The 24,547-nt window shown below is 50.6% G+C and carries 20 protein-coding genes; 6 read left to right on the top strand and 14 right to left on the bottom strand.

Going from position 1 to position 24,547, the window contains the following annotated elements:
* Positions 1–6: 6 nt before the first annotated feature.
* On the bottom strand, positions 7–432 hold the full coding sequence (locus QGG23_00100; GenBank protein ID MDP6047839.1) for a hypothetical protein: 426 nt from the start codon (positions 430–432) through the stop codon (positions 7–9).
* Between the two features lie 5 nt (positions 433–437).
* Complete coding sequence (locus QGG23_00095; GenBank protein MDP6047838.1) at positions 438–1,376, bottom strand: N(4)-(beta-N-acetylglucosaminyl)-L-asparaginase; 939 nt, start codon at positions 1,374–1,376, stop codon at positions 438–440.
* 81 nt (positions 1,377–1,457) lie between these two features.
* On the opposite strand from QGG23_00095, the gene QGG23_00090 reads away from it, so the two are divergent.
* A complete protein-coding gene (locus tag QGG23_00090; protein MDP6047837.1) occupies positions 1,458–2,048 on the top strand; it encodes a pyruvate kinase alpha/beta domain-containing protein in 591 nt (196 codons plus the stop codon).
* 267 nt (positions 2,049–2,315) lie between these two features.
* Here QGG23_00090 and QGG23_00085 read toward each other — a convergent pair whose 3' ends face one another.
* Positions 2,316–3,308: a dihydrodipicolinate synthase family protein gene (locus QGG23_00085; GenBank protein MDP6047836.1), complete on the bottom strand. Its 993-nt coding sequence runs from the start codon at positions 3,306–3,308 to the stop codon at positions 2,316–2,318.
* Between QGG23_00085 and QGG23_00080 the strand changes: the two genes are divergently transcribed.
* Complete coding sequence (locus tag QGG23_00080; GenBank protein MDP6047835.1) at positions 3,291–4,970, top strand: AMP-binding protein; 1,680 nt, start codon at positions 3,291–3,293, stop codon at positions 4,968–4,970. The genes QGG23_00085 and QGG23_00080 overlap by 18 nt on opposite strands.
* Before the next feature lie 650 nt (positions 4,971–5,620).
* On the opposite strand, the gene QGG23_00075 is transcribed toward QGG23_00080, so the two are convergent.
* The 4 genes from QGG23_00075 to QGG23_00060 all read right to left on the bottom strand — a co-directional run bounded on the left by QGG23_00075 (position 5,621) and on the right by QGG23_00060 (position 11,374).
* Positions 5,621–7,270: a fused MFS/spermidine synthase gene (locus QGG23_00075; GenBank protein ID MDP6047834.1), complete on the bottom strand. Its 1,650-nt coding sequence runs from the start codon at positions 7,268–7,270 to the stop codon at positions 5,621–5,623.
* A gap of 326 nt (positions 7,271–7,596) precedes the next feature.
* Positions 7,597–8,802 (bottom strand): DUF401 family protein, encoded by a 1,206-nt coding sequence (locus QGG23_00070; GenBank protein ID MDP6047833.1) that lies wholly within the window; start codon positions 8,800–8,802, stop codon positions 7,597–7,599.
* Positions 8,803–9,188: 386 nt separating this feature from the next.
* Positions 9,189–9,503, bottom strand: a complete 315-nt coding sequence (trxA, locus tag QGG23_00065) for a thioredoxin (protein MDP6047832.1) — start codon at positions 9,501–9,503, stop codon at positions 9,189–9,191.
* Between the two features lie 473 nt (positions 9,504–9,976).
* Positions 9,977–11,374 carry a glutamine synthetase family protein gene (locus QGG23_00060; GenBank protein ID MDP6047831.1) on the bottom strand — a complete coding sequence of 466 codons (1,398 nt, stop codon included), beginning with the start codon at positions 11,372–11,374 and terminating at the stop codon, positions 9,977–9,979.
* 347 nt (positions 11,375–11,721) lie between these two features.
* Between QGG23_00060 and QGG23_00055 the strand changes: the two genes are divergently transcribed.
* Positions 11,722–12,180, top strand: a complete 459-nt coding sequence (locus QGG23_00055) for an Lrp/AsnC family transcriptional regulator (protein MDP6047830.1) — start codon at positions 11,722–11,724, stop codon at positions 12,178–12,180.
* A gap of 34 nt (positions 12,181–12,214) precedes the next feature.
* Here QGG23_00055 and QGG23_00050 read toward each other — a convergent pair whose 3' ends face one another.
* Both QGG23_00050 and QGG23_00045 read right to left on the bottom strand, forming a co-directional pair.
* Positions 12,215–13,792 (bottom strand): D-aminoacylase, encoded by a 1,578-nt coding sequence (locus tag QGG23_00050; protein ID MDP6047829.1) that lies wholly within the window; start codon positions 13,790–13,792, stop codon positions 12,215–12,217.
* A 359-nt stretch (positions 13,793–14,151) separates the two neighbouring features.
* Positions 14,152–15,078, bottom strand: coding sequence for an amidohydrolase family protein (locus QGG23_00045; GenBank protein ID MDP6047828.1), 927 nt, complete (start codon positions 15,076–15,078; stop codon positions 14,152–14,154).
* Between the two features lie 806 nt (positions 15,079–15,884).
* Between QGG23_00045 and QGG23_00040 the strand changes: the two genes are divergently transcribed.
* Together QGG23_00040 and QGG23_00035 are read left to right on the top strand one after the other, a co-directional pair.
* Positions 15,885–17,102 carry a PLP-dependent aminotransferase family protein gene (locus tag QGG23_00040; GenBank protein ID MDP6047827.1) on the top strand — a complete coding sequence of 406 codons (1,218 nt, stop codon included), beginning with the start codon at positions 15,885–15,887 and terminating at the stop codon, positions 17,100–17,102.
* A gap of 240 nt (positions 17,103–17,342) precedes the next feature.
* Positions 17,343–18,803: a hypothetical protein gene (locus QGG23_00035; GenBank protein ID MDP6047826.1), complete on the top strand. Its 1,461-nt coding sequence runs from the start codon at positions 17,343–17,345 to the stop codon at positions 18,801–18,803.
* A 185-nt stretch (positions 18,804–18,988) separates the two neighbouring features.
* Here QGG23_00035 and QGG23_00030 read toward each other — a convergent pair whose 3' ends face one another.
* From QGG23_00030 to QGG23_00020, 3 genes are all read right to left on the bottom strand, one after another.
* Positions 18,989–20,125 (bottom strand): class II fructose-bisphosphate aldolase, encoded by a 1,137-nt coding sequence (locus tag QGG23_00030; protein MDP6047825.1) that lies wholly within the window; start codon positions 20,123–20,125, stop codon positions 18,989–18,991.
* A complete protein-coding gene (locus tag QGG23_00025; protein ID MDP6047824.1) occupies positions 20,122–21,006 on the bottom strand; it encodes a class 1 fructose-bisphosphatase in 885 nt (294 codons plus the stop codon). The genes QGG23_00030 and QGG23_00025 overlap by 4 nt, the downstream gene beginning before the upstream one ends.
* Positions 21,007–21,368: 362 nt before the next feature.
* Positions 21,369–21,755 carry an SCP2 sterol-binding domain-containing protein gene (locus tag QGG23_00020; protein MDP6047823.1) on the bottom strand — a complete coding sequence of 129 codons (387 nt, stop codon included), beginning with the start codon at positions 21,753–21,755 and terminating at the stop codon, positions 21,369–21,371.
* Between the two features lie 173 nt (positions 21,756–21,928).
* Here QGG23_00020 and QGG23_00015 point away from each other — a divergent pair, with 173 nt between their 5' ends.
* Positions 21,929–23,353, top strand: a complete 1,425-nt coding sequence (locus QGG23_00015) for a CoA-binding protein (protein ID MDP6047822.1) — start codon at positions 21,929–21,931, stop codon at positions 23,351–23,353.
* 97 nt (positions 23,354–23,450) lie between these two features.
* On the opposite strand, the gene QGG23_00010 is transcribed toward QGG23_00015, so the two are convergent.
* Positions 23,451–23,750, bottom strand: a complete 300-nt coding sequence (locus QGG23_00010; GenBank protein ID MDP6047821.1) for a DUF1844 domain-containing protein — start codon at positions 23,748–23,750, stop codon at positions 23,451–23,453.
* Positions 23,751–23,926: 176 nt separating this feature from the next.
* A partial coding sequence (locus QGG23_00005; protein ID MDP6047820.1) for a hypothetical protein occupies positions 23,927–24,547 on the bottom strand: 621 nt, incomplete at its 5' end.

The following is a 24,547-nucleotide window of genomic DNA, read 5'->3' as shown; positions in this document are numbered from 1 at the left end:
TAAGATTTAGGTTTTCTTTATCGTTATATTGTCTCCAACACTGATGGGGTCTATGTCAAGGGTCTCAGTCTTCACGAGGACGTTCATATGGTTAGGCATATGAGTCATATCGTAACCGGAAACCCAACCCATCGGTCTGCCCCCAATCGAGACTTTATCTCCGACGACGACGAGACCCCCAACCAACACCTCGAAGAACGCGATCGCTGAAACCCGGTCCACCCCACTCCCAGGGCCGGCCTTGTCATCGTCAGTGATCATGAGCTCGTGGATCTCATTTCTACCAAGACCCCTGCTCCTGGAAACGATGAGCTCAAGGTTCCTGTGATCGAAGGTAATATGGAGAAGGGCGACGATCTCCCCTCTGACAGGACGGCGGTCCCCATAAACTGAGGGAGTGAGAATATTCAGGTTATATGGAAACTCAGCCACCGTAGTTACTCCGCTATCCAGACGCCCCGGCGTTCTTCAGGCTCTGTTGAGTCAACGTCCATGTAGAAATGGATGGGCTCTCGGGATATTGAGGCGGACATTGTGTTGCCATTCTTGTCAAAAGCTAGGCAGTTCATCCCTCCGACCTCTTTAAGGGAGAGGATGTCTTTCATGGCCTGGATGCATGCTTCCTCGAGGTCTCTCCCGTTTTCCATGTAACTTAAAATAGTGCGGGCGGTGGATCGCCTGATCGCGAGCTCCCCCCTGCCGGTACAGGTCGCAGCGCCGACATTATTGTCGCAATAGTTCCCGGCCCCAATGATGGGAGAGTCCCCAACCCGCCCCGGCATCTTATAGGCTGTGCCACTTGTGGAGACACCACTGCAGATATTCCCTTTGGAATCCATGGCAAGAATGTTCACTGTGCCGTGCTGATCGTCGCTGAGCTTCTCGTACCAGTCGTGGAGCTTGAATCTGGTATAATTATGGGCCCAATTGGTCCTATTCTTAGTATCGTCGTCGAGGTCCTCGAAAGTGTCGTTCACAAAGGCCTCGTAAGCGGCCTTACTCCTCTCTGTGACGAGATCGGCCTTCTGAAATCCCTCCACCTCTGCGAACATCGACGCCCCATAGCCTACTAAGAGAACGTGAGGGGAAACCTCCATGACCCGGCGGGCGACGGAGATTGGATGAAGGAATCCCTCCAGAGCAGCCACAGATCCAGAGCGCATTCTTTGTCCATCCATGATAGAGGCATCCATTTGAGGCACCCCCATCAGGTTGGGGAGACCCCCCAAGCCGACGCTGCTATCCTCAGGATTCTCCTCAACTGCGTTAGTCGCGACTTCCACAGCCTCTACGGCCGAACCTCCTTGCCGGAGGACCTCGACCCCCAAGTGGAGCATGTTCTTCGAGTTACGGGTCCCAATAATAAAGGGCTTCATTTAATCATCTAACTTCGCTTATCCGAGGTTCTATTAAAAACAGGAACCCAGCTGTAAGTCTTATTACCCCCGTGACTCGAGATGCTCCTTGTTGAAATATCCATGTCCAACGAGGTAACTACGGTATATTTTGAGGGGAGAGGGAAGGAGTTCACTGAAGAGACGTGCCTCTTGGCAAAGAGGAGGGCGAATCAGCTCGGTATAAGGGACATCATTCTCGCGAGCTACACAGGATTCACGGCCCTCAAAGCCCTTGAGATCTTCCAAGGATACAACGTCGTTGTGGTGGCCGGGGTCTTCGGATACAGGGAGCCCAACCAGGACAGGCTCCCGTCCGAGGTCAAGGCGGAAATTGAGGCGAGAGGAGGAAAGGTTGTCCGTGCAGCCCATGCCTTCGGTACCCTAGGGAGGGCAGTGAACCGCCGATTCAAGGTGATCCAAGTCGATGAGATCATCGCTCACGTCTTAAGGCTCTTTGGACCAGGTGTAAAAGTAGGCTGCGAATGCGCATGCATGGCAGTGGATGCAGGGCTTGTTAGGGCAGGCGTAGAGGCTATCTCCATCGCAGGCACCGGAAAGGGCGCAGACACGGCTATCATCTTAAAGACCAGTAACACCCACAAATTCTTCGACTCGCGGATTCTAGAGATCATTTGTAAGCCCCGAGAGTGATGGATCGCCTTCACGCGTGACCGAGAGGCTTAGTGTAGTCATGATATCGTTTACGTCAACGTTCCGTGGCCCCTTGACGTAAACTAAAATCTCCCTGTCCGTAAATGAGAAAACATCCAACGACACCTGAGTATAGGATTTTTTGTGTCAAGAAAAGCTCTGGCACAATCAATAGAGTTAAGAGACCATTAGAATTTCTCCAAGAGGTCCGCAATAGATGGCAGGAAATCCATTTTCTTATTAAGCTAATGGTGAAAAGAGCAGGGCTCACAGGGTCTGCCGTTGCCTGAACTCCTCAACAACCTGTCTCTTCTCCCCTGGAGGCAACGACCTGAGGGGTCGCCTTGGCTCACCCGCGGGGTGACCTAGAGAGGAAAGGGCAGCTTTCACTGCTGCAATCTGGCTGTGCTCCCTTACGAGTACCTTGTTGACATATGACACCACACGCTGGTACCCTCCTGCCCCCTCTAGGTCTCCCCTTTTAACGGCCTCATAGAGGGAGACACAGGTTTCTGGGATCGCGTTGGCTACTGCGAGGATAGCCCCTTTTCCACCCATTGTAAGGGTGGGAAGCGTCATATCTGCAGCCCCTGAGAGAACGCTGATCTTGGACCCGAAGAGCCTGATGTTCTCTGCCATGTTCCCAGGGCTCCCGCTGCTGTCCTTGATACCCACTAGATTGCTGTGCTCATCAGCGATCTTATTCACCACCATGGGCGGGACTCCGTACCCGGTGAACTTAGGGACGTTGTAGAAGATCAGAGGGAAGTCCACGGAAGCGGCAAGGGAGGTGAAATGCTGGTAGACCTCCATATCCGAGGGCTTAATGAAGAAAGGAGGGAGCACAAGAGCGGCCTCTGCCCCGGCCTCCTCGGCGTCTCTGGTCAGGTCTATTGTCTCTCTGGTCCCGATGGCCCCCGTACCGGCAATAAGACTCCCCCTTCCTCTCAGCCTATCCTTTACATAGCGAATGAGATCGATCCTTTCCTCCGGGGAAAGCAGAGGGGCCTCTCCTGTGCTCGCGTTCACCACGATCCCAGAAACACCTGATCGGAGCCAGAAATCCACTAACTCCCCAAGCTTCTCGAAGTCGATCTGCCCCTGACCTGTGAACGGGGTGACATTAGGTACAAAGATTCCGTTAAGATCCATGGATACCACGACACTAAATGAGATAGAACCAGATAAAACATTGCTTGGCACCACGTTATTAACAGGTTCAATCTCTAACTCTATGGAATCATGGAGGTTGGCAAGCATCCTGGCGGTGTTCCCATCAGCCTCAGCTACCCTGAAATTCCACTTTACGCCTTCCTGGAGAACTCAGCAAGGAAGTACCCAAACAGGACCGCAGCAATCTTCTACGGCAATAGGATCCCCTACTGCCGCCTTTGGAACGAATCCCTCCGCCTAGCCGGAGCCCTTAGTAGACTAGGTCTCGAGAAAGGGGACAGGGTCGCCATTCTCCTTCCCAACGTCCCTCAGTTTATCATCGCATATAATGGCATCATGGCAGCTGGCGGTGTCATCGTCCCCATAAACCCTCTTAACCCCTCTGAGGAGATCGCAAGGGAGATCAAAGAGTCAGGAGCAGAAAATATCATTATCCTCGATCGGCTGCTAAATAAAGTTTCAGAGAAGCCGCCGGGGAACTTGATTGTTGCTGAGGCCGCAGCCTATGTCCCCTGGCACCTGAGAACTTTGAGTCGTTTGAGAGGAGAAAGGTGGAGTCCCAAGAGTTCTCTGAGCCTCGAGAGACTGCTGAAAGAGCCGCCGTTAGTGGAACTACCCCAGATCGACCCTAGAAAGGACGCTGTAACAATTCTCTTCACCTCCGGGACAACAGGCCCCCCTAAGGGGGTTATTCTCACTCACCGCAACCTTGTCGCAAACGCTCTCCAGTCTTACCATTGGCTCAGGGGCTGGGGGTACAGTGCTAAGCCTCAGCCGGCAGGGTGGCCTGTTGTGGTTTGTGCTGTCCCCTTCTTCCACAGTTACGGAATGACCGTCGGCCTCAACGAATCAATTCAGTTCGGCTGCACCCTTGTCCTGATTCCAGAGCCCAACGCAAATACCATTATGAACGCTATCAGAGACTATAGGGCAACCCATCTCCCAACCATCCCCTTGTTCATCCGGGAGATCCTTTCCCACCCAGACCTCCCCGGCAAGGACCTCACAAGTCTGACGAGCGTGGTCTCCGGAGGGTCCCGCATTGAACCAGAGCTCGTCAATAGATTTGAGGAGTTAACTGGAGCTACAATCTATCAGGGTTATGGCCTCACCGAGGCTGGTCCCGGCACCCACTGCACCCCAATTGAGGGATCCCCGAATCGGCGTACTGTTGGCCTTCCTTTTTCAGACACTGAAGCCCGTGTCGTGGATCTCCAGCTCGGGGAGATCGATCTAGGCCCAGGGGAGAAGGGGGAGCTCTTGGTTAGAGGCCCTCAAGTAATGAAGGGGTACTGGAATGACCCAGAGGCGACCGCCCTGGTGCTTAAGGATGGCTGGCTCCACACCGGGGATATCGTCGAGGAGGACGTTGAGGGATTCTTGTACATTGTCGGGAGAAAGCTGGACCGGATCATAGCAGCCGGACACACCGTATGGCCCTCTGAGGTAGAGGAGGTTCTTGGGACTCATCCAAGTGTCAATAAGGTTGTCACAATCGGGGTCCCCGACCCCCTAAGGTGTGCCACTGAAGTGGAGGCCTTCGTCACCCTCAAGATCGGGGTGGAACAGAAAGGTATCGAGGACGACCTCCTAGAGCTCTGCGCCCGGTGCCTCGACTACTTTAAGGTCCCTGCCAAGATCACGGTGGTGAATAGCCTACCCCTCACTGTCATCGGAAAAGTCGACCGCGTAGCTGTAGAGGCAGCGCTCAAGCGGCGCCTCCAGGAACACTGGACTTCCGGTCCCTAGTCTGTGAAGCGGATTGTTGCCCCCGCAGGTTCACCTCTGAGCAACCGTAGAACGAAGGAGTCCAGCTGCTATATCTCAGCGAGCCTCTTCTCCCGGGTTGAACCTTAGAAGAGGAGGCTTATCTACCGTAGGATCTTGGAGTTAATTCAGCGGGGATAGGAAGATCTCCCATTTCTAGGAGAGATCCTTCGGGAGGATAGTCAATAACCGTCTTGGGAAAGCCATGCGGGTCAGAATAAGAAGCTGGTCGTCGTTCAGGGTGCTCAGAAAGATCCTGAGGAGATTATTGACTCCGCTCAAAGATATTGAATTAATGCATATACTTTACCTGCTAAAAAAAAATTCACAGGGACCACCATTAAACTTAATGAGGCGCAAAATCAAGCTTCTCCGTCTTAGGTTTTGTGCGCGCTATGGAGTAAGTCAGTATCGTGAACGTAGTGCAACATTCCTTTGTGGCCTTAGTTATTTTCATAGTCCTCTAAATGGTCCTTACCACGTACACGGGGGCCGTAATCCTGTCGGATATAAAAACAAGATAAGAGGTAACGTTCTGAGGAGCTTGAGGAGTTAACTCCCTTCTGACCCCATTCCTTAACAACGAGGAACAGCGGGTCTGCTTTCTCTAGAGAGCAAGAGTAGGGAGCATCTCAGAGCTTGATAACCGACCTCAACCGGGTTGAAATAAAGTAAAGCGACGTCAAAGATATCAACCAGATTCCCGCAATCCACAAAGGATTCAATGTGCTCCGAGGTACAAGACCTGTATGCTCCTCATAAGGTGCCGCGGTGATAGGGTTTAGAAGTGCCTCCGCCGGGGCGTAATCATCGGTTAATATGAGCTCAGTTATATCAGTTATTTCTGAGACTAAGAGAGTAGCTATATACCGTTCAAATGGAACTCCGCGTACAGGATGAGCTACAGCTACACGCTGCAGATCAGGCCCTTCTTGTCTTACGGGTGCTTTAGTTGCGATGAGGTTAATGTTCTGAATTAGAGAGAGCTGCTTGGTTTTAGTGGGGAAGAGGTAAACCTGGGGAAAGACCTCCTTGATGGTAGCGATCTCCGCTTTGATTAGGTCCGAAGTGTCCCCAATTAGGGAAGATATGAGGTTAGAGACGATGACGCCGTCCGGGCTCAGGTGCTCATTGAGTGCCTCGAAGAACTCTATAGTCATGAGGTGGAAGGGGACGTAGGTCTTCGAATAGGCGTCCAAAACCACGATGTCATAGGTCCCAGCCTCCCTGAGGAACGTTCGACCATCCATGACGAAAACCCTTAGGCGGGAATTGTCAGTGACGCCAAAGTGCGCCTTGGCCACGGCCACAACATCCGGGTCGATCTCCACAACATCAACTGTCACGTTCGGGTAGTACTCCAGGAACTGCTTGGGTCCAGAAAAGCCGCCGCCCCCGATGAAGAGGACTCTTTCAGCTGAAGGGTTGAACAGGAAGGCTATATTGAAGTAGTCGGTGTATCTCAATACAGCCCTGTTGGATCCGTTTAGGTACATGGAGCTGTGGAGCATATTGTTCAGATAGAGCGCCCTTGTCCCCTCGGCCTTGTGGTTAATCACGGTCAGTGTGCTGTATGGTGTGTCCTTGCGGACCAGCACGTTTCCTGAGGCCCCCAGAAAGGGGCCCTCGCCCACGAAGAGGGAGGGAATCATAAGGATCAGTATTAGGGAAAAGAGGAGGCCCTTCTCCAACCAAGTCATCCCGACGACGGCCACAGCAATTAGGACGACGCCCAAAGAGAACACTATATGTCTCACCCCGAATCTGGGGAGGAGAACGAAGACCGTGAAAAAGGTCCCAAAGAGGCTACCTGCCGTTGAGATGGAATAAAGGCTCCCAGAGAGGCCCCCCACGTTAAAGATGTTCTCCGCTGATATCCGTACAGAATAAGGTGAGACCATACCCAGTAAAGTGGTTGGGACGGCAAGAAGCAATAAGGATGCGAAAAGGGGGCCATACCTGTTCCCTGCCCCGGAGAGATAGATCACCTCTAGAATTATGGGGGAGGAGAGGGGGATGAGCATGATCAGTATCCCTGCTGAGATCAGGATCAGTGTAAAGGTTCCATAGCTAGGTTGTCGATCTGCCAGTCTCCCCCCTACGTAATATCCCAGAGCCAGAGCGGCCATCACCACCCCGATGAGAGCTCCCCAGACGAAGATGCTGTCCCCGAAGACAGGTGCGAGGACCCGGCTCGTTACGAGCTCGAGAGCCATGACCACGGCGCCCGAGACGAAGACATTGAACCTAATGCCCCATAGGGAGCCCTGCTTGCCTATCATCAAAGGAACCACTTGTGTCAGTATATTTACTAATTGTCATGGTTCATCTCTCAATGATTCTCTAGGAACATTTCATGAACCGATTATGGACTGTATGTTCTAGATCAAAAGAGAGATAGTACAAAGACGGTCAACTCCCGGATTTATAATTGAGGTCAATAAGAGAGACTTGTCGCATGGAGAACGTTGTGGTGTCCATCGCCATGGATTTCCCGCGCATTATCCAAGGCGGGGGATTAGATTCATAACGATGGAGTGAAGTTGGCGTCCAACTAGAGTGCTTAGGAGTCCCTCTGTACAGAATAAATTGAGTGGTAATCCAAGCGCTAGGCGGGAATACCTCCATTCCTGAAGATATAGTAGGCCATCGCCACCAGGTAAAGTACTATGGTCGAAGGCACCAGATAGCGGTAGACTCTGCTCAATTCAGACTTATAGTAGCTATTTGTGAGTATCAAGCAGAGATGCATCGGAGAGGCTATGTACCCCGCGATGAGTCCCACGTAGATCATGCTTACGACATAAATACCGTACTTCCCGAGAAGAGGGAGAAGCAGGGGAAGGATCATACCGACCCCCATGGTGGGGGTCCCCGAGATCGATCCCGCTAGGAGGGGGACCACAACCAAGATCGCTATCAAGGGCACCCCGAGCCCCATCGCCGAATCGAAGAGGGCGACTACCGAACCTGAAGATGCTACCACGAACCTGAAGAAGAACATAGAAACCGCCGCGGTGGTGAGATCCCATCTCACTCCAGATTTGGCAATATCCATAGCTTCACCCAGCTGGACCCGTCTCAAAAGGAAAACCAGGGCGATGGCAGGCACTAAGGCCAGCCAGACGGGAACTCCTATAAGTGTCAGGAGTATCGCCGTGGCTATGGGGGAGAGACCTCGGGCAACTATCCCCAGGCCACCCGGGCTCCTCCTTCCAAAACGCTCGTCTCTGATGAATGTCCCTCCGATGAGGAAGCCTATCACCAAGACCACTACTAGAAGAGGGAGTTGGGCATAGAGATATTCTGTGACAGAGAAACCCGCCATGCTCGCCGTGAGTATTAGTATTGGAGAAAGGGGAGAGGCCCAGTACCAGAGGTGACGGAACCAGATGTTGATATAGGTCTTTTGCTCTGGGTTGAGACCCAGCCTGTCACCCTCAGGATCATTAAATGGTGCCGACATCAATGCACCCCCTGGCATCGTGAGAAGCCCGAACATTGCCGGGATAGCTGCTAAAAAGACCCTAGCGGGGAGGAGCCCCCTAAGCCCCTCGATAAGATCAGTCATCATACCCGTCACCTTAAGGCTGTACCCAAGAATGGAGATTAGGGCCACTGCCATGGAAAGGTTGAGAGTGTTGTAGTCAGTGAGAGTCAGATGGGCAGCCTCGATGAGGACCATGAAAGTGTTCACGGAGGTCATAGCAATTATGAGGGATCCCGTGAGAATGGATAATGAGAAATCTACATTCCTAAGCCGCAGAGTGACTATCATCGCGAAAGCGGCGAGGACGCCGAGGACAGCTAACATGCAAGAGCCCCGTAATTCTCTCCACTAGGTGCCCCCGCTATAAATGTGTTTCAAGATAATAGAAAAGGAGAAAAATGGGACGAGTAAGTCATCATTTAGCTGTTTGTTTACCAGTTATCCTGTGAACCGTTAGAGTGCACGTTATTCCTATCCTGCCCGTTTCTCTTTACGTTACCATGCTGTCAATCCATAGAGATTTTAATTGATTTAGAACCGTTCTATTATTGCTTCTAGTTTAGCCTGAGGTGTTCTTCCCGTCGTTTTCATTATTGTCGGCATTTATCTGAGTTACTAGCGGGACATACACCTTCATGATAATTGCCGGCTTCCAATTCGCGCGCGTGAATACAAGAAAGAGGGTAATTCGCCTATTCCCATCAAGCAAATTATACCGTGAGCTTGTCTAGCCTGTCTCCGAGGGCAGACTTTGACAAGGCGCCTATGGTCTTGTCTACTAGTTGTCCGTCCTTGAAGTAGAGGAGGGTGGGTATGCTCATGATGCCGTACTTCATAGGAGTTGCCCGGTTCTGGTCGACGTTGAGCTTCCCGAAAGCGACTTTTTCACGCTCTTGGGATAGTTCCTCGATAACGGGGCTCAGCATCCTGCAGGGCCCACACCAAACCGCCCAACAATCGATTACCGCGTGTTTATTGCTGGCAACGAAGCTGTCAAAGGTCTCGTCGGTGACTTCTACAACCATGATAATCGAGAATGTGCTTCGTCCGGGTGAAATATAAAGATAATACAGATACTCAACACCATTGAACATAAAATGTCGCCAAAAGACCTCCAGTCCCTCATCACCACCCCCGCCATGAGCGCAATAGAGATCATGCGACACACTCTTGGAGTTAGAACCAAAGTTTGAGGCATATTGAGCGGTCTTGACAAGAAAATCTTCCATGGTCCGAGATCGCGGAAAGGCTTGGGAAGAGCAGGTCCACGGCCCAGTGGGTCCTCCGGAACCTCGTAGATAAGGGGCTCGCCAACAGGGAAGAGCCACTCATCGGCCTTGGGGAGATACCGGTACCTCTATCGGCCCGTCTCACCTAAAATCATGAAAAAGATCATAAAAGTATCCCTGGATAGATGTTGTAAGAGGATGAGCAGCTAACCGGATGCACGCCTAGAGAAGCTAAACGAGATAGGGAGGAGCTACATGGACCTTTAGGATTAGCAGCTCACTAGATATCGGTCTAGCTCCCACTGGGTGATCCCGGGCCGGCTCTCCGCCCAGCTTTTTCCCGTGTTCTCCCCGTAATCAAGGAACTCCTTCGTCTTCAATTTGACCAGACTCTCAGTAAGATAATCCCCTAGGGCTTCGGTGATTACCGGATCTTTCAGGAAGGAGTCGATAGCTTCTCCAAGGTGCTCAGGGAGCATCTCTATGTTCAGCTTTTCGAGCTCCGCCTTGGAGAATTCATACACGTTGTCGGAGTGGGGTTCGGGAGGCTCGATTTTGTTCTTTACACCGTCCATTCCCGCGTTGATCATGGCAACCGCAGCGAGGTAGGGGTTACAGGAGGGGTCGGGGTGGCGATATTCGATCCTAGCAGTCTTATCCATCCCCTCAGGATACCTGGGCACCCGGACAAGGGCCGACCGATTCATGAATCCCCAAGCAATATAGACTGGAGCCTCGTAATGGGGCACGAGACGTTTGTAGGAGTTGACCAGTGGGGCCACTATGAGAGACATGCCACGGGCATGGCTCAAGATACCCCCGATGTACCTAATAGCCATCTCCGAGAGGCCTCCAGTTTCTACTGAGCCCGAGAAAGCGTTTGTCCCAGTCTCCAGATCCAAGAGACTTTGGTGGACGTGGCACCCACTCCCATTCACACCCCAGAAGGGCTTAGGCATGAAGGTAGCGAGCTTGCCATGCTTTTGGGCGATAGTCTTCACGCACAACTTGTAGAGGAGCACATTATCTGCTGTCTTGAGAGCGTCTGAGTAGCGGAAGTTGATCTCCTGCTGGCCCTGGGCTACTTCATGGTGGACTTTGTCTAGCTGAAAGCCTGCAGCCTCGAGGCACATCATAGTCTCCATCTTGATTTCCTCGGTAGGGTCTAGAGGAGGGAGATCGAAGTAGCCTCCTGAGCCGAAAGGTGCGTATCCTCCATTCTCCTCGGATATGTAAAAATATTCGAGTTCTGGACCTGTATTGTAGCCGTAGCCTTCGTTCTCGATTTCTAAAACAGTCTTCTTGAGGAGTCCCCTAGGATCCCCCTCGAAGGGTTGTCCATCGGGTTTTCCGATATAGCAAAACATTGTGGCGATGCCAGGGGTCTCCCACATGGGAACTAGGAACGTCGAGGGATCGGGATGCGCAACAAGGTCGCTCTCGTTCACATCTCTGAACCCAGCAATACTGGAGCCGTCAAAGCCTATCCCGAAGGTGAGGGCAAACTCCATTTCGTACTCGGGGATGAGCATGGCCCGTGGTTTGCCGTCAAGGTCCACTACAATAAGCCGGATGTATTTAATATCCCACTTTTTTAGTAGGCTGTCGATGGCCTCGACAGCTTCTCCCTGGGTCAACTTGAAATCAACCATAGTGGCTTTGACCAAAGCACTTCTCATATATTAACATTTATGAGTGAAAACGATACATATGATTGCTTTCAGTGTAAAACACTATATATTTGTTTAGTATTATAAGGCATAATGGCGTTCTTCTAAACAAATTCAGTTTAGACTTAAGGAAATATTGAGGATTCCAAGGGGGGCGATTTATATGCATAAATGATAAACGAAAAAAACCTTGAATAACCTCAATGAAGTGTATGAAGTTTGTTGCTTACGGGTGTGCATGAAGTTGTTTCTTTGATAAATATATATTAAGCAAAAAGGTAAATTCATATACAACTGTTCAACATAATGTAGATATAAAACACACATGAAAAGAAGGTGGAAATATGTTTGCATTGGACGAAATCGACACGAAGCTCCTCAAGGAGCTACTAGTAGACTCTAAAAGATCCTTCAGGGAGCTCGCCAAGGCCATAGGAGTTTCACCCGCAACGGTGATCAATCACGTCCAGAGGCTTGAGTCGGGGGGGATTATCCAGGACTACTCGGTCCGACTTGATCACGAGAGGCTTGGCTACGAGCTCACGGTGATAATTGAGATCATCGTTTCAAAAGGAAAGCTCTTGGAGACGGATGAGGAGATCTCAAAGATCCCAAACGTCTGTGCTGTTTATGATATTACTGGGGAAACCGACGCGATGGTGATCGCAAAGTTCAGGACCCGGAGCGCCCTCAGTGAATTCACCAAAAAACTCCTCACTATGCCTTACGTAGAAAGAACAAACACCCATGTAGTCCTAACCACAGTTTTAGAGGACTTTCGAATGCAAGACGATATGTTCTGACCTACTTTATTATTCAATAGAGCAAATAGATGACTCAGTGGGATTTCCTCAGAACCCTCCCGGGGAGGGCCCCTGTGTGTTTTCCCCCATCCACCACAAGTTCCCCATTCACCATGACATAGGGTATACCAGAAGCAAACCTATGCGGATTAACAAACGTGGCCTCATCATTCACATTCTCTGGATCGAAAACGGTGAGATCAGCCTTGAAATCCTCCCTGAGGAGCCCCCGATCCCTAAGGCCAAGGCGTAGGGCCGGGGCGGAGGTCATCTTCCGGATCGCCTCCTGGAGGGTCAGGACCCTCTCCCTCACGTAGTGACCAATAACTCTAGGGAAGGTGCCGTAGAATCGGGGATGGGGCTTTCCCTTCCCCAGAATACCCCAGGAGGCGACGGCGCTCCCGTCGGAGCCCACCATCCCGTGTGGACTCCTCATGACGCGACGAACGTCGTCCTCGGACATCCCGAAGCTTACCACAGAGACCTGAGCGTCCTCGTTTAGGAGAAGGTCGAAAACCGCTTCGTAGGGCTCTTTCCCCTCAATCTCTGCGATCTCGCTAATGCGTTTACCCTCGTACTCGGGGTGGTTCTTTGCGGATGCCACCATGATGATATCCCAGTTCCTATAGATAACGGCCTGGTCCTCCCGGATTTTCTCCCTAATCTCTGGGTTCTTGAGGCGCTCCAAGAGTCTATGGGCTCCTCCCTCCTGGGCCCAGTGAGGCATGTATGCTGCGAGACCCGTGCTTGAAGCGATGTAGGGGTATTGGTCAAATGTGACATCAATTCCTGCTTCGCGGCCCTCGGCTACGAGCCTCAAGGAGTCTACAGTCTTCCCCCAGTGAGGTTTCCCGGACGCCTTGAAGTGGGCTATTTGAACGGGTACGTTAGCTTCCTTACCGATATGGATTGCCTCGTTCACCGCGTCAAGGAGTGTTTCCCCCTCACCACGAATGTGACTGAAATAAACCCCGCTATAACCTCTGATAACCTTCGTGAGCTCAATTATCTCAGTGGTCCCCGCATAAGCACTGGGGGTGTAGATTAGGCCTGTAGACATCCCCCAAGCCCCGTCCTCCATTGCCCCCGCAACAAGCGCTTTCATATCATCTAGCTCCGACTTTGTGGGCTCCCTGTCCTCGTATCTCATCACGTTCTGACGGATAGTACCCTGACCTACGAGAGAGACTACGTTAAAAGAGGCTCCCGAGGCGTCGATGATCCCAAGGTAGTCTCCCATAGACTCCCAGCTGAAATGGAAGTCGTCGCCTAGGCGTGCCCTCATGTATCTCTCCCTATATGCCTTGACGCAGGCGTTCATGGGAGCGGCGGAGCTCCCGCAGTTTCCCACTACCTCGGTGGTAACCCCCTGGCGAACCTTACTCTCCACTCTAGGGTCAATGAGGACATTATAGTCTGAGTGGCTGTGAATATCGATAAAGCCAGGGGCCACCACGAGCCCGCCGGCATAGATGGTTCTCTCGGAGTTAGCCCCTGATAGAGATCCCACCGCCTTGATTCTATCCCCCTTTATACCTACGTCAGCCCTGAACCAGGGGTTCCCAGCCCCATCAATCACCTTAGTATTCACGAAGAGAAAGTCTAGATCCATCTGGATTCCCCGTATTAGATTCTTAGTCAGGTCTTAAATCGTTTTTCGGGGCTCAGAGGTCTAAAGGTGAAAGAAAGAGAATCGATCATTCACGAACGCAGTATTCTGTCCGGAAATCTCACTCCAACTTGTTGTCTTGATAAGAGTCTGCTTTTTCCTGTTACGCGAGCTAGCATCAGACTGTTCACTAACACTCAGATCACCTTCCTGTTGAAGACATACAGAATTTCCTCGCCGAGGGCTAAGACGGAGACTCCCTGAGGGGGGATGGCGTCTCTACGGTAGAGACGGTACGGTGGGGATAGACCCACGATCAGTTCTAGGCAGTGGATGATATCCTTTTCTTGAGAGAATGAGGCTTATAGCTTCTTGGGGATAAAGCCAGTGAGCCCCAGAATGTTACCCCGGAATATACCGTCGATGTCCTCAGTGCTCGCGATGGCGTCAGGTCCCTCGCTCAGCGATTTAACAGCCTCGTACTGCTGCTCTAAGATGTTGATCCTATAACCCCGGGGGAAGAAAGAGGAGTCGGTTCCATAGATTACCTTCTTAGCACCCCCAGCAGTGATAGCTCTCTCAAATATCTTTCTGATGTCGAGGTCATATGGGAGATATCTCATCCATGAGTTGGAGCCGCTGGAATCCATATAGATATTGTCAGCCTGATACTGGAGTAGCAGGAGCTCCCTGAAAAACCCGGCCCCGAAGTGGGCGATTATAAAGTTCAGATCGGGAAAGTCACGGGATGGAACCTGGATATCCAAGGGATTTCCATGGCGGAGGTCGGCCTGGCCCCCAATAGTGATGCCGAAGTGAAGAAAGATTGGTAACCGATGCTTCAATGCCGCCTCATAAACACTATAGCAGGCGGCATCATAGGCGTGGAGCTCTGGCCATGATGAAGGGTAGAGTTTTATTCCCTGGAGACCGTCACGGAACACCTTTCCAACTTTCTCGGCTGCATCAGGGTCTTCAGGATTGATGTTGGCGTATCCCATGAAGCGCCCGGGGAACCTTGCCTTTGTCTCAAGGAACTCGTCATATGCGTCAGCGCCAACCATGAATCCCATCGCAGTGATTCCGTATCGGTCCATCTCGTCCACCCACTGCTGGGCAACGTCTGTGGACTCGTCGGGGAGCTCGATCGAGGTCATGTCCGTCCTGGAGCGGGTCCGATTCTCAAAGCTCTCCCGGTTCCTCCCCCTTAGGCTCCAAGCCTTAAGCGTGCTAGCGGTGAAATAGTGGGCATGAGCGTCCACCACCTCAATCCCGATCTTAGATAACATATCAAAAATCCATCCCGTGGTTACCCTTGAATAACGGAGACCTATTGATATCTTTGGTGCTCAGGCCTCTAGTAAAGCCCACTACTTGAATCACTCACAACAGGGGACTTGTTTAGGCGCTTTTTGTTGAATTAGCTGAAGATTAGCCTTTTTTTCGCGTGCACGGGGAGCTTGGATACATTAGGCTTCTTTTGAAGTCAATTGAGAAGATGATCTAGGTTAAATCAGTAATTCTCTGGTAGAAGTTCTCATGAATCGTCTGAATATGAGCTTAAATACAATGCTGATGGAAAATCGGTCACTGAGGATGAGATGAATTAGGCCAAAGTTAGCCGTGAGGAGAACCAAGGACAGTAACTTCACGCGCGCCGGGGCCTAGATGGTAGGCGTTCCACTAGAGGACCTGCATGGGATCCTATGTCACATATCCCTCAAGGGGTCTAAAGTGGTGTACGCGAAAAGGGTGAGGAGTGCCCCATCATGCAGATGTTTGAGAGGTATGAATTGTCGCCTATAACAGGGGACCTCCCTAAGAGGAGAACGGCAGCGGAGGAGTCTACGAGCCCCATCAGGGGCACCGAAGGGCCATAAAGTTCGCCTATCTCAAAGTCCGAAGTAAACTGGCCCTTCCAACACGAGATTAGGTATGGCTTCATCTGCTTGACTCCTTGTATAGTCATCGGCTCCCGTGCAGCCGATTCAATTCCTCGTTCATTCGTTCTCCCTAGGAAGAAGACGGCTTTTTGCCATCCTTGATTAGTCGCAAAATAGTTATACACCTTTTGAAGCCTACAGCTAGTATCTAAATGGTTGATGCTGAAAATTTTTATTCGGAGCTGGGAAAAACCTTCGAGCCTGGGATCATTACCCGGGTAGTCCTCGCCGCGATGAATATGGCGAAGCAGGGGAAAAAGATCATTGGGTTCACGGGAGGCATGTATGATCCACCGTCTCTGCCAGGGGAGGAGGTCAGCGAGATCTTGGCTGAAGCCTCTGAGGAGGACTGGAAGACGATGCTCCAGTACGGGGGCACAGTGGGATTTCCGGAGCTCAGGGAGGAGCTCTCAAAGTTCATGGCCGGCCACGAGATTGAGGCCGACCCTGAAAGAGAGATCATGATAACAACAGGGTCCCAGCAGGCGCTGGATCTTGTGGCGAGAGTATTTTTGGATCCCGGAGATGTCGTTATCGTGGGCGCTCCCACGTATCTCTCAGCTCTAGGAGCGTTCAGGCAATTTAATCCAGAGATCAGGTCAGTGGAGATCGATGGTGGTGGGATGAACATTACGGCCCTTGAGGCAGAGCTTGAGGAGATTGAGGGGGAGGGGAAATGGGCCAAGCTCCTCTACCTGGTACCTTCGTTCCAGAATCCCACGAGCACAATGCTGACGGAGGAAAGGCGGAGGAGGATTGTGGAGCTAGCCGAGGAGCACAACTTCATCATCCTGGAAGATAATCCCTATGGTTACATTAGCTTTGAGGGGGAGATGCCACCACCGATCATGGGGCTGGACAGGGCGGGAAGGACGATGTACACGAGTACCTTTAGCAAGATCGTGTCCCCAGGGATGAGGATCGGGTGGCTTGTGGCCCCCAGTGAGTTCATCACAAAGATGGTGGAGGCGAAGAGTAATGTTAGCATCTGCAACGATGGGATCACCCAATATTTGGCCACACAGTTGTTCAAGAGAGGGGACGTGGAGAGGCAAATATCAAAGGTGACAGAGATATACAGACGAAAGAGGGATCTAATGCTTGAAACAATGGCAACCAACTTTCCAGAGGAGACGGAGTGGAACGACCCAAAAGGGGGGCTTTTCCTCTGGGTGAAGATGCCGGAGCACGTAAACACCACAAAGATCTTGAAGAATGCTGTGGAGAATGGCGTCGCCTACATCCCGGGCTCCAACTTTTTTGCCGAGCCGGTGCACAACTATATGCGGCTCAACTACAGTCACCCCTCTGAGGCGGATATTGTAGAAGGTATCCAGATCCTGGGCAGTCTGCTGAAGAAGGCAATTTAGGAGCCTCTCCCCACCCCTATTTTTTCGCGAGTGTAATGCTTCTGAGTTTCTTGAGCATATTAAGAGCAGATCAGCTTCGCCTATATCAATCAGGGGCGTGGTATATCCAGAAAATAAGGAATGGGACATTTACCCTGTGAGGGTTTTGTAAAGTTATTACGAAAAACTGATTAGTTCAACGATTGTTTGAGGATAATCAATCATCTTTACCGATATCTTTATTAAAACTACGAAAACAAGATGGGCTACGTAGTGTTGGCCTCAGGGGTATATGATATGGCAGGGAAAAAAATCAATATTCTAGATACAACTTTAAGAGAGGGTGAACTTAATTCGAGTGTATATTACACTTTAGATAAATTCGAGACCATCGGATCAGCCTTAGTTGAATTGGGGACGCCCAGAATAGAATTTTCAATCGCATATCCTCAGAGAGGGAAAAGTATCGGAGAGATGAGGGATGTTCTGAAAACCATTCAGGGAGGCACCAAGGATTCAATTATAATTGTTCAGTGCAGGGCTCTCAGAGAAGATGTAGAAATCGCTCAGAAAATGGAAGTTGATGGATGTGGAGTTTATTTAGCCATATCAGAAGAGCATAGAAATAATAAATTAAGAGGTATATCAGTTGAGGATACCGTCACACGGTTTACTGAATCGTTGGACGTCCTAAAAGAATGCGGCTTCAAATATAGGAGAGCGGTTCTAGAAGACGCATCAAGGTTCTTCTCAAAGAGTAAAAGTGTTGAGGATCATCTCTACCATCTCAAAAAGATTATAGAAGAAACGGACAGAGCAGGTGCAACGAACATCAGTTTACCCGATACCGCTGGTCTACTAGAGGAAGACGAAGCCATTGAGATGTTTGAATTTGCCAATAGAATAACCGATAAAGAGTTATCGGCCCATTTTCATAACGATTACGGAAATGCTTTAGGAAACACTAAGGCTGTGATCAAGCGAGGGCTAGTTTCGGAGCCTCATGTGAGCATTTATGGACTGGGAGCTGGAGCAGGCATCACGGATCACTATGAACTCAGCTCCAATTTGCTCGATAATTCAGATATCAAAACCGGCGAAAATAGAGGGAGTTTCCTAAAGCTATACAAAACGTTTGAGAGCACCACAAAGATCCCAATACCTTGGAACCACCCTCTATCAGATTTTGCCAGAACGGAGAAAGCTGGCACCCACCAGGCACAACAACTGAATAATCCAGAAGGTTATATTCCACAAAAAAAATTGGAATATGATTTTAACAATAGAGTGATTTTTGACATAGGAGAATTTGTGAGTGAACGTTTAATAAAACAGTTATTAAAGACTTATGAGGTTAATGATAGTAATGTTAAGAAAATAATTAATTTAATTGTCAGAAGATCAGCGTTATTAAACAGGAAATTATACAACCGAGAAATAAGGAATCTAATATACGATGTCATAAATGTAAAAATTTCGACTGCTTTAATATCACAGTATGTGGGTCCGGAAAAAGGATTTTATCTTTTAAAAGTAAAACCTCAATCAACAAGTGATATAACAGAAAAAATAGAAAATATAAAAGGAGTAGAAAAAGTGTTAGAAACTTATGGCATATACGATATTATTATCGAAGCTTATACTGATAATAATATGCAAAAAGTAATAGAGGGTCTAGTTGGAAAAGACATGATTGAAATTTCTCCTCTTATAGTGGGATAATGAAAAAGAGCATTCAAGATCTAGTACACGCCACGACACCGGAGGATATACTCACAAAACCTCCCTCAAGCACTAGGCACAGCAATCTGTAGTGGCCTAAACTTTTGTGGGATTTCGAATCGCGCCTAGGAAACCAATACAAAATAAAGTAAGCAAGATAGGGTGGCATTACGGAAACACATACACTACAGCATTTTCCTGACGATGGAAGCAGTCCCCTTGGAGCCAAACGCGTTGAGGAACATCAAGCACTCCCCGTAGGAAAGAGCCTCAATGGCGTCTACGGTCTCCTCGTCTACATCGTCAATGCGCTCCCGGAACTCCCCCACGGCGTATTTCACGTTCTTCCCGAAGAGCTCTTTATCCGAGATTTCCGGGTCCTTCGATCTATATGTTTCGAGGGTCCAGTTATAGATATCCTGGTACAGCTCAGGTTGATACACCTTGTAGGTGTTCAGGACTAGGTTCTGCCAAAAGGTGGCGACGTTGCCCTTGATTATATCCCCTCGGGGGAAGACTCTTTTTATGAGTTCCCGGGGTGTGCCGGTTATGCCGTGCTGGGCGATCCTCACGTCCAGATAGTTTTCCCTCAGGGCCCTAGCGACGGCCTTCGTCTGGGGTATGTCAATGGAGACCTGCTCCATCATGTTTCCGTGCGTGTCATAGACGTTCCCGTGGGAGGCTCCGTTGGCAATAGCCAGCACTTGGGGGTAAACGTCATTTTCGTTCAACGCTCTTACGAATGTAACTGCCTCTTCAGGAGTTGTAACTACCTGACCCTGGAAGTCCTTCTTCCCTATCTCCCCGACCTCCACTTCAAGACCAAAGGGTCTCCCCCTCATTCGAGACTCGATGTGCTTAGCGAGCTCCGTGGTGACATCGATGTTCCGAGCCAGCTCCTCTCGAACGTTCCCGCCCTGATGGTTGAAGAGATACGAGGCATCTATGGCGAACGAGGTGAACCCTGCGTCAATCTGAGCTTCAACAAGCTTCTCCGTCTCGGCTATATCTTTGGGGGAACCCTCCTTCAAGGTGATGTGATCGGCATGGAGCGCCCATACGTCGAAATCCACCTCCTCCGCGGCCATCTTTACCGCCTCGGCGTACTCATTTGGCACCATACCTGTGTAACCCCTACCGATGTTACACTCCGATCGGGCGATCTCGAAGATTATAGCTGAATCTAAATTCTTTGCCGCCCTAAATAGCCCCTCAAGGAGACCAGCCGGGATCCTGATGTTTGACGCGAGGATTATCGCATCCTTATCCCGTAGACTGTTGAACAGTAAATTACCAGGTATTGGCTCGTTCATCCTGATCATCCCTCGTTCATTCTCATGATTAACTCTATTTCTCTCTTTCCGCCAATGTAAACGGGAACAAGCTGGGAGATCGCCTCGGGCTTGATTGAAAGCAGGTCTCGATAGCCATCACTTGCAGCGCCCCCAGCCTGGGAAATGATGAAACTCATAGGGATTGCCTCGAAGAGTAGCCTTAGCTTACCATTCTTGTTGCCGGTGAAAGAGGGATATGTGAAGACTCCCCCTTTGTGCAGTATCTGATGGACGTCAGCCACGAAGGAGCCGCTATACCTCAGCTTATATCCATCATCCTCAAGCTCCTCGATAAATCCCCTATGGGTCGGAAGGTAGTCCCTCCTTAAAGCACCCGGAGAGTATATCTTCCCTTCAGAGATAGTGACGTATTCCTCCTGCAGGACAAAATCTCCCAGGTCATCCAGGGCGAACTCGTGGACCCCCTTTCGCAGGGAATATGTGAGTGTAGTGACAGGTCCATAGAGGACATATATCGCTCCGAGCAGCTCGTTCCCGGGGCTAAGGAGGTTTCCCCTGTAGATCCCTACGATAGTTCCCACGGCGAGGTTGACGCCGATGAGGGAGGAGCCATCTAGGGGATCGAGGGTTACTTCTAGGTTCGAAGTGGAGTTGTGAAAAGTCAATACTTCAGGCTGCTCCTCAGAGGCGACGCGTCTTACTAGCCCAGCGTCCCTCAGCCCGGAGATCAGCAGCTCGTCGGCCCAGACGTCCATGGCAACCTGATGCTCGCCGTAGACGTTAGAGGAGGCCAACGAACCCTGTCTAGTGCTGAATCCCCTCCTAATTGTCTTAGCCACTTTGCTGATTTTGAGGATCACCCGCCTAAGGTCCTCGTCTTGTCCTTTGAGGTGTGTTTCTAGGTTCATTCAGAATCTCCCCCCTATAGTCATGATAAACTATTTTCCAGATATAAAGAGAATACTAGTGATAATTCGCGAACTTCATCAGTGGGACCTGAAGGAGAATACCTGATTCTACGGCAACACCATCAGCCCGGTGAATAGTTTAAAGAGATCCTTTACGTTCTCTACGCCGTTAGGGATACAGGGAAACTGGTCATCGCAGTCGACATTCCCACCAAGATATTGGGTCTATGAATTCTACAGAGAGGCACTGAAAGGATGAATATCCCTATGCCATGATTCAGGATTTAAAAGAAATAGTGGTAAGGCCTGAAGATCAGCCTGACTGACATGATGATAAAATAAGGATATTGCAGAATGTTGACTTAGTACTCAACGGGGACCTGTTGCATCACCTGGAAGAGCCTCAGGAACGCTTTGCTGTAGCGGATGATCTCGCTCACGTTCCCCTTGAACTGGAGTTGGCGAGTCATGATCGCGTTGGCGCCCTCAATCTCCCCCTTATTTACTTGGATCCAAATGTCATAGGGCCCCTCCAACGTGAAGTCGGTCCTCTCACCCTCCGCGAGCTCCCTGACTTCTGTGACCTTCCCGTCATCGAATTTCATGTAGATTGCCGGGAGGACGGAGCTATCAGTGACGTTGAAAGTGAAGCTTGCAACAAAAGCACGGGACTTGATCTTGAACTCTTCGTCCCCATTCGCGATACCCTCTACCTTGGTCCAATAATCCAAGCCTAGGAAGTTAACCATCTAATCTCCTCAGATGTTCCATCATCTAGAAAGAACTGTTATTAAATAGGTTGCATGATGGCAGCGCGCGGCTGGCTGTTGCTCCCCTATTGTCGCTGGTAACGGAGTCTTGGTCACCCAAATTTATATAGAGGTACGGTGCTTTGTGATGATTCGTCTCAGAGGTTCTAAGGATGGACGCTAGGGAGGCCCTTGATAAGATACTTATGGCTAAGAGTGTTGCCGTCGTAGGAGCATCCACGGATCCCTTCAAGTGGGGGAACATGCTCCTGGCGGCGATCCAGAAAAGCGGCTTTGAGGGGAAGATCTACCCCGTAAATCCCAAGGCCGAAGAGATCCTCGGGCTAAAATGCTACGGAAATGTTCGGGAGATCCCAGGCGAGATCGACTCCGCCCTCGTTGTGGTACCTGCCCGCTTCGTACCCAGCGTCTTTGAGGATATAGTCGCGAAGGAGATTAAGGGGGTTGTCGTCATTACAAGTGGATTTGGGGAGACCGGGGAAGAAGGGCAGAATGCTATCAGGCAGATCCAGGAGATCTCTCAAGGGAAACTCAGATTCATCGGTCCCAACTGTATGGGAGTCACCAGCAGCCCCGGTAAGCTTAGTGCCCTCATGATCCCCTTCCTCCATGAGTCTGGGGATGTCGCGTTCATAAGCCAGAGCGGCGGCTACGGCCTCCAGCTATATCTTCGAGCCTCCGCCCTGGGAGTCGGGGTGGGAAAGTTTGTGAGCAGCGGCAACGAATCCGACCTGAAGGGCTGGGAGTACCTGAAATATTTCGGGGAAGACCCGGACACTAAGGTCATCGCGATGTATATTGAAGGGCTCAAAGCCGGGCGTAGGTGGTACGAGGAGGCTAGGGAGATCACCCCAGAGAAGCCCATTGTGGTCATCAAGGTGGGCGTCACAGATGAAGGCTCCAAGGCCGCTGCGAGTCACACCGGGAGTATCGCGGGGAGCGACCAAATCTACGACGCAGCCTTCAAGCAGGCGGGTGTAATCAGGGCAGGAGATGCCGTGGAGATGTTCGACTACGTTAAAGGGCTTTTATACTGTGACCTCCCCCTAGGCCCCAACATCGGCATCGTCTCCAACAGTGGTGGCGTGGCCGTGGAAACTGCGGACCGCCTCATACAGAATGGGATGAAGGTCCCTATCCTTTGTGAAGAGGCACAAGAAGAGATTCTCGGCGTAATCCCAGCCTTTGGGAACCCAAAGAACCCGGTGGACCTCACTGCTACCCTGAACATGAACAGCTTCCTGAATGTCCCAGGGATGGTGCTGAAGCAGCCGGAGATACACGGTCTGGTCACCATCGGTCTTGGCACCGCCATCCTCAAGACAATGTTCCCCGACGTCCCTCCAGAGGACCTCGCAGGCATCTACCAATGGCTCAACGGTCAGCTCATCACCGGATACCAAAAGTATGGGAAACCAGTGATCGTGATAGACCCCTCAGCTGACGTGGAGCGCGAGTCCGCCATGATCATGGAGTCCGCACAGATCCCAGTATACATCACACCAAAAAGGGCTGCCGACGTGATGGGGGTCCTCTATAGGAGAAAGCTCTACCTGGACAAAGTCAGAAACGTCTAAGCCCCCATATTTCAATATTAGATCTAGAACCAAGTCCAAGAGCTCTATCATGCTCAGTATTCGTAAGAGACGCTCATGAAATCTCCTCAGAAGGTAGTCATGATTGTCTGGCGTAGTTTATCTGGAGGTCGGTCAGTATTGCCCTAAGGCCAGCTAGGTCCTCCTCAGGAAGGCGCGGCGCCAGCTTGTCCACCATCACTGAGAGGCTATCTATTGCAGCGGCTGCCTTCACGAGATCCTTCTCAGCCTCCTCTTTGCCGGGGATAAGGCGGAGGCCCATATACTGCCAGGCCTTGGCGGTTAGAATGTTTATGAAGAGGCCTAGGAGGTGGTCAAGGTCCAGAGCGGTGAGATCGAAGGATTGCGGTGAATTTCCGGGGGGATCCGGTTTGGACAAATAGATTCCTCTGCAATCTGTCTTGGCAGTTATAGGTTAAAACTCTGTGGTTCATGTTCTAGATTGTGAATTCCGGTTTTCAGCTAGTTCCCCTGCACGGATATCAGGTGTCTACCAGCGGACCCTAGTTTCCACTAGAAAAGGGGTAAAAAAAATAAAAGGGAAGTAACGGGTGATTAACCCGCTATTCTTTTGCTTATTTGCATTAGAGATACTATTGCCGCAAGGGCAGCTATCAGCGAAGCGCCAATAGCGCCGTAGACCAGAGATGTCAAACCACTAGTAGCAGTGTTCGCATTCTCAGCGGCACTCGCAGCGTTGGAGGCAGCAGTGGCTGCAGCATTAGCCGCAGACTCTGCGTTGTCAGCGACATCCGCGATGTCGCTCACCGAACTCTGTAGATCACCCAGTGAGCTTGACAGCCCATCAACCGCGGCTCCCGCTGCATTAGCTGCAGAAGTTGCGGTGGCGATGTCATCGGTTAGGTCGTTGACGATCTCTGCGTTTAGATTCTCGACATCAGTTTTCACGTTTCCTATCTTCCAAGTTAGATCTGATGATAGGGTGTCGATGTCGTAAGCTAGGTCCTCTTTAACGGCGTCGATGTCGTAAGCTAGGTTTGCCTTAGCGGAGTCAATATCGCTAGCCAAGCTTGCTTTAACGGCGTCGATGTTGCTTCCTAGGCTTGATTCAACGGCGTCGATATCGCCAGCCAAGTATGATTGAACGGTGGCGATGTCGTCTGCTAGTCCAGTTTGAACTTCAGCAACATCAGCACTTACACCGGCAACATCAGC

It is taken from the genome of Candidatus Bathyarchaeota archaeon, assembly GCA_030739585.1.
GTDB lineage: Archaea > Thermoproteota > Bathyarchaeia > TCS64 > TCS64.
The sequence above is the reverse complement of the archived record's forward strand: the minus strand, read 5'-3'. Positions and strand labels throughout refer to the sequence as shown.

Coding starts and splice junctions, on each gene's coding strand:
- QGG23_00015 (MDP6047822.1), top strand. CDS start 21,929: ATGGACGCTAGGGAGGCCCTTGATAAGATACTTATGGCTAAGAGTGTT.
- QGG23_00035 (MDP6047826.1), top strand. CDS start 17,343: ATGGGCTACGTAGTGTTGGCCTCAGGGGTATATGATATGGCAGGGAAA.
- QGG23_00045 (MDP6047828.1), bottom strand. CDS start 15,078: ATGTTATCTAAGATCGGGATTGAGGTGGTGGACGCTCATGCCCACTAT.
- QGG23_00055 (MDP6047830.1), top strand. CDS start 11,722: ATGTTTGCATTGGACGAAATCGACACGAAGCTCCTCAAGGAGCTACTA.
- trxA (MDP6047832.1), bottom strand. CDS start 9,503: ATGGTTGTAGAAGTCACCGACGAGACCTTTGACAGCTTCGTTGCCAGC.
- QGG23_00080 (MDP6047835.1), top strand. CDS start 3,291: ATGGAGGTTGGCAAGCATCCTGGCGGTGTTCCCATCAGCCTCAGCTAC.
- QGG23_00070 (MDP6047833.1), bottom strand. CDS start 8,802: ATGTTAGCTGTCCTCGGCGTCCTCGCCGCTTTCGCGATGATAGTCACT.
- QGG23_00030 (MDP6047825.1), bottom strand. CDS start 20,125: ATGATCAGGATGAACGAGCCAATACCTGGTAATTTACTGTTCAACAGT.
- QGG23_00040 (MDP6047827.1), top strand. CDS start 15,885: ATGGTTGATGCTGAAAATTTTTATTCGGAGCTGGGAAAAACCTTCGAG.
- QGG23_00050 (MDP6047829.1), bottom strand. CDS start 13,792: ATGGATCTAGACTTTCTCTTCGTGAATACTAAGGTGATTGATGGGGCT.
- QGG23_00075 (MDP6047834.1), bottom strand. CDS start 7,270: ATGATAGGCAAGCAGGGCTCCCTATGGGGCATTAGGTTCAATGTCTTC.
- QGG23_00095 (MDP6047838.1), bottom strand. CDS start 1,376: ATGAAGCCCTTTATTATTGGGACCCGTAACTCGAAGAACATGCTCCAC.
- QGG23_00025 (MDP6047824.1), bottom strand. CDS start 21,006: ATGAACCTAGAAACACACCTCAAAGGACAAGACGAGGACCTTAGGCGG.
- QGG23_00085 (MDP6047836.1), bottom strand. CDS start 3,308: ATGCTTGCCAACCTCCATGATTCCATAGAGTTAGAGATTGAACCTGTT.
- QGG23_00020 (MDP6047823.1), bottom strand. CDS start 21,755: ATGGTTAACTTCCTAGGCTTGGATTATTGGACCAAGGTAGAGGGTATC.
- QGG23_00090 (MDP6047837.1), top strand. CDS start 1,458: ATGCTCCTTGTTGAAATATCCATGTCCAACGAGGTAACTACGGTATAT.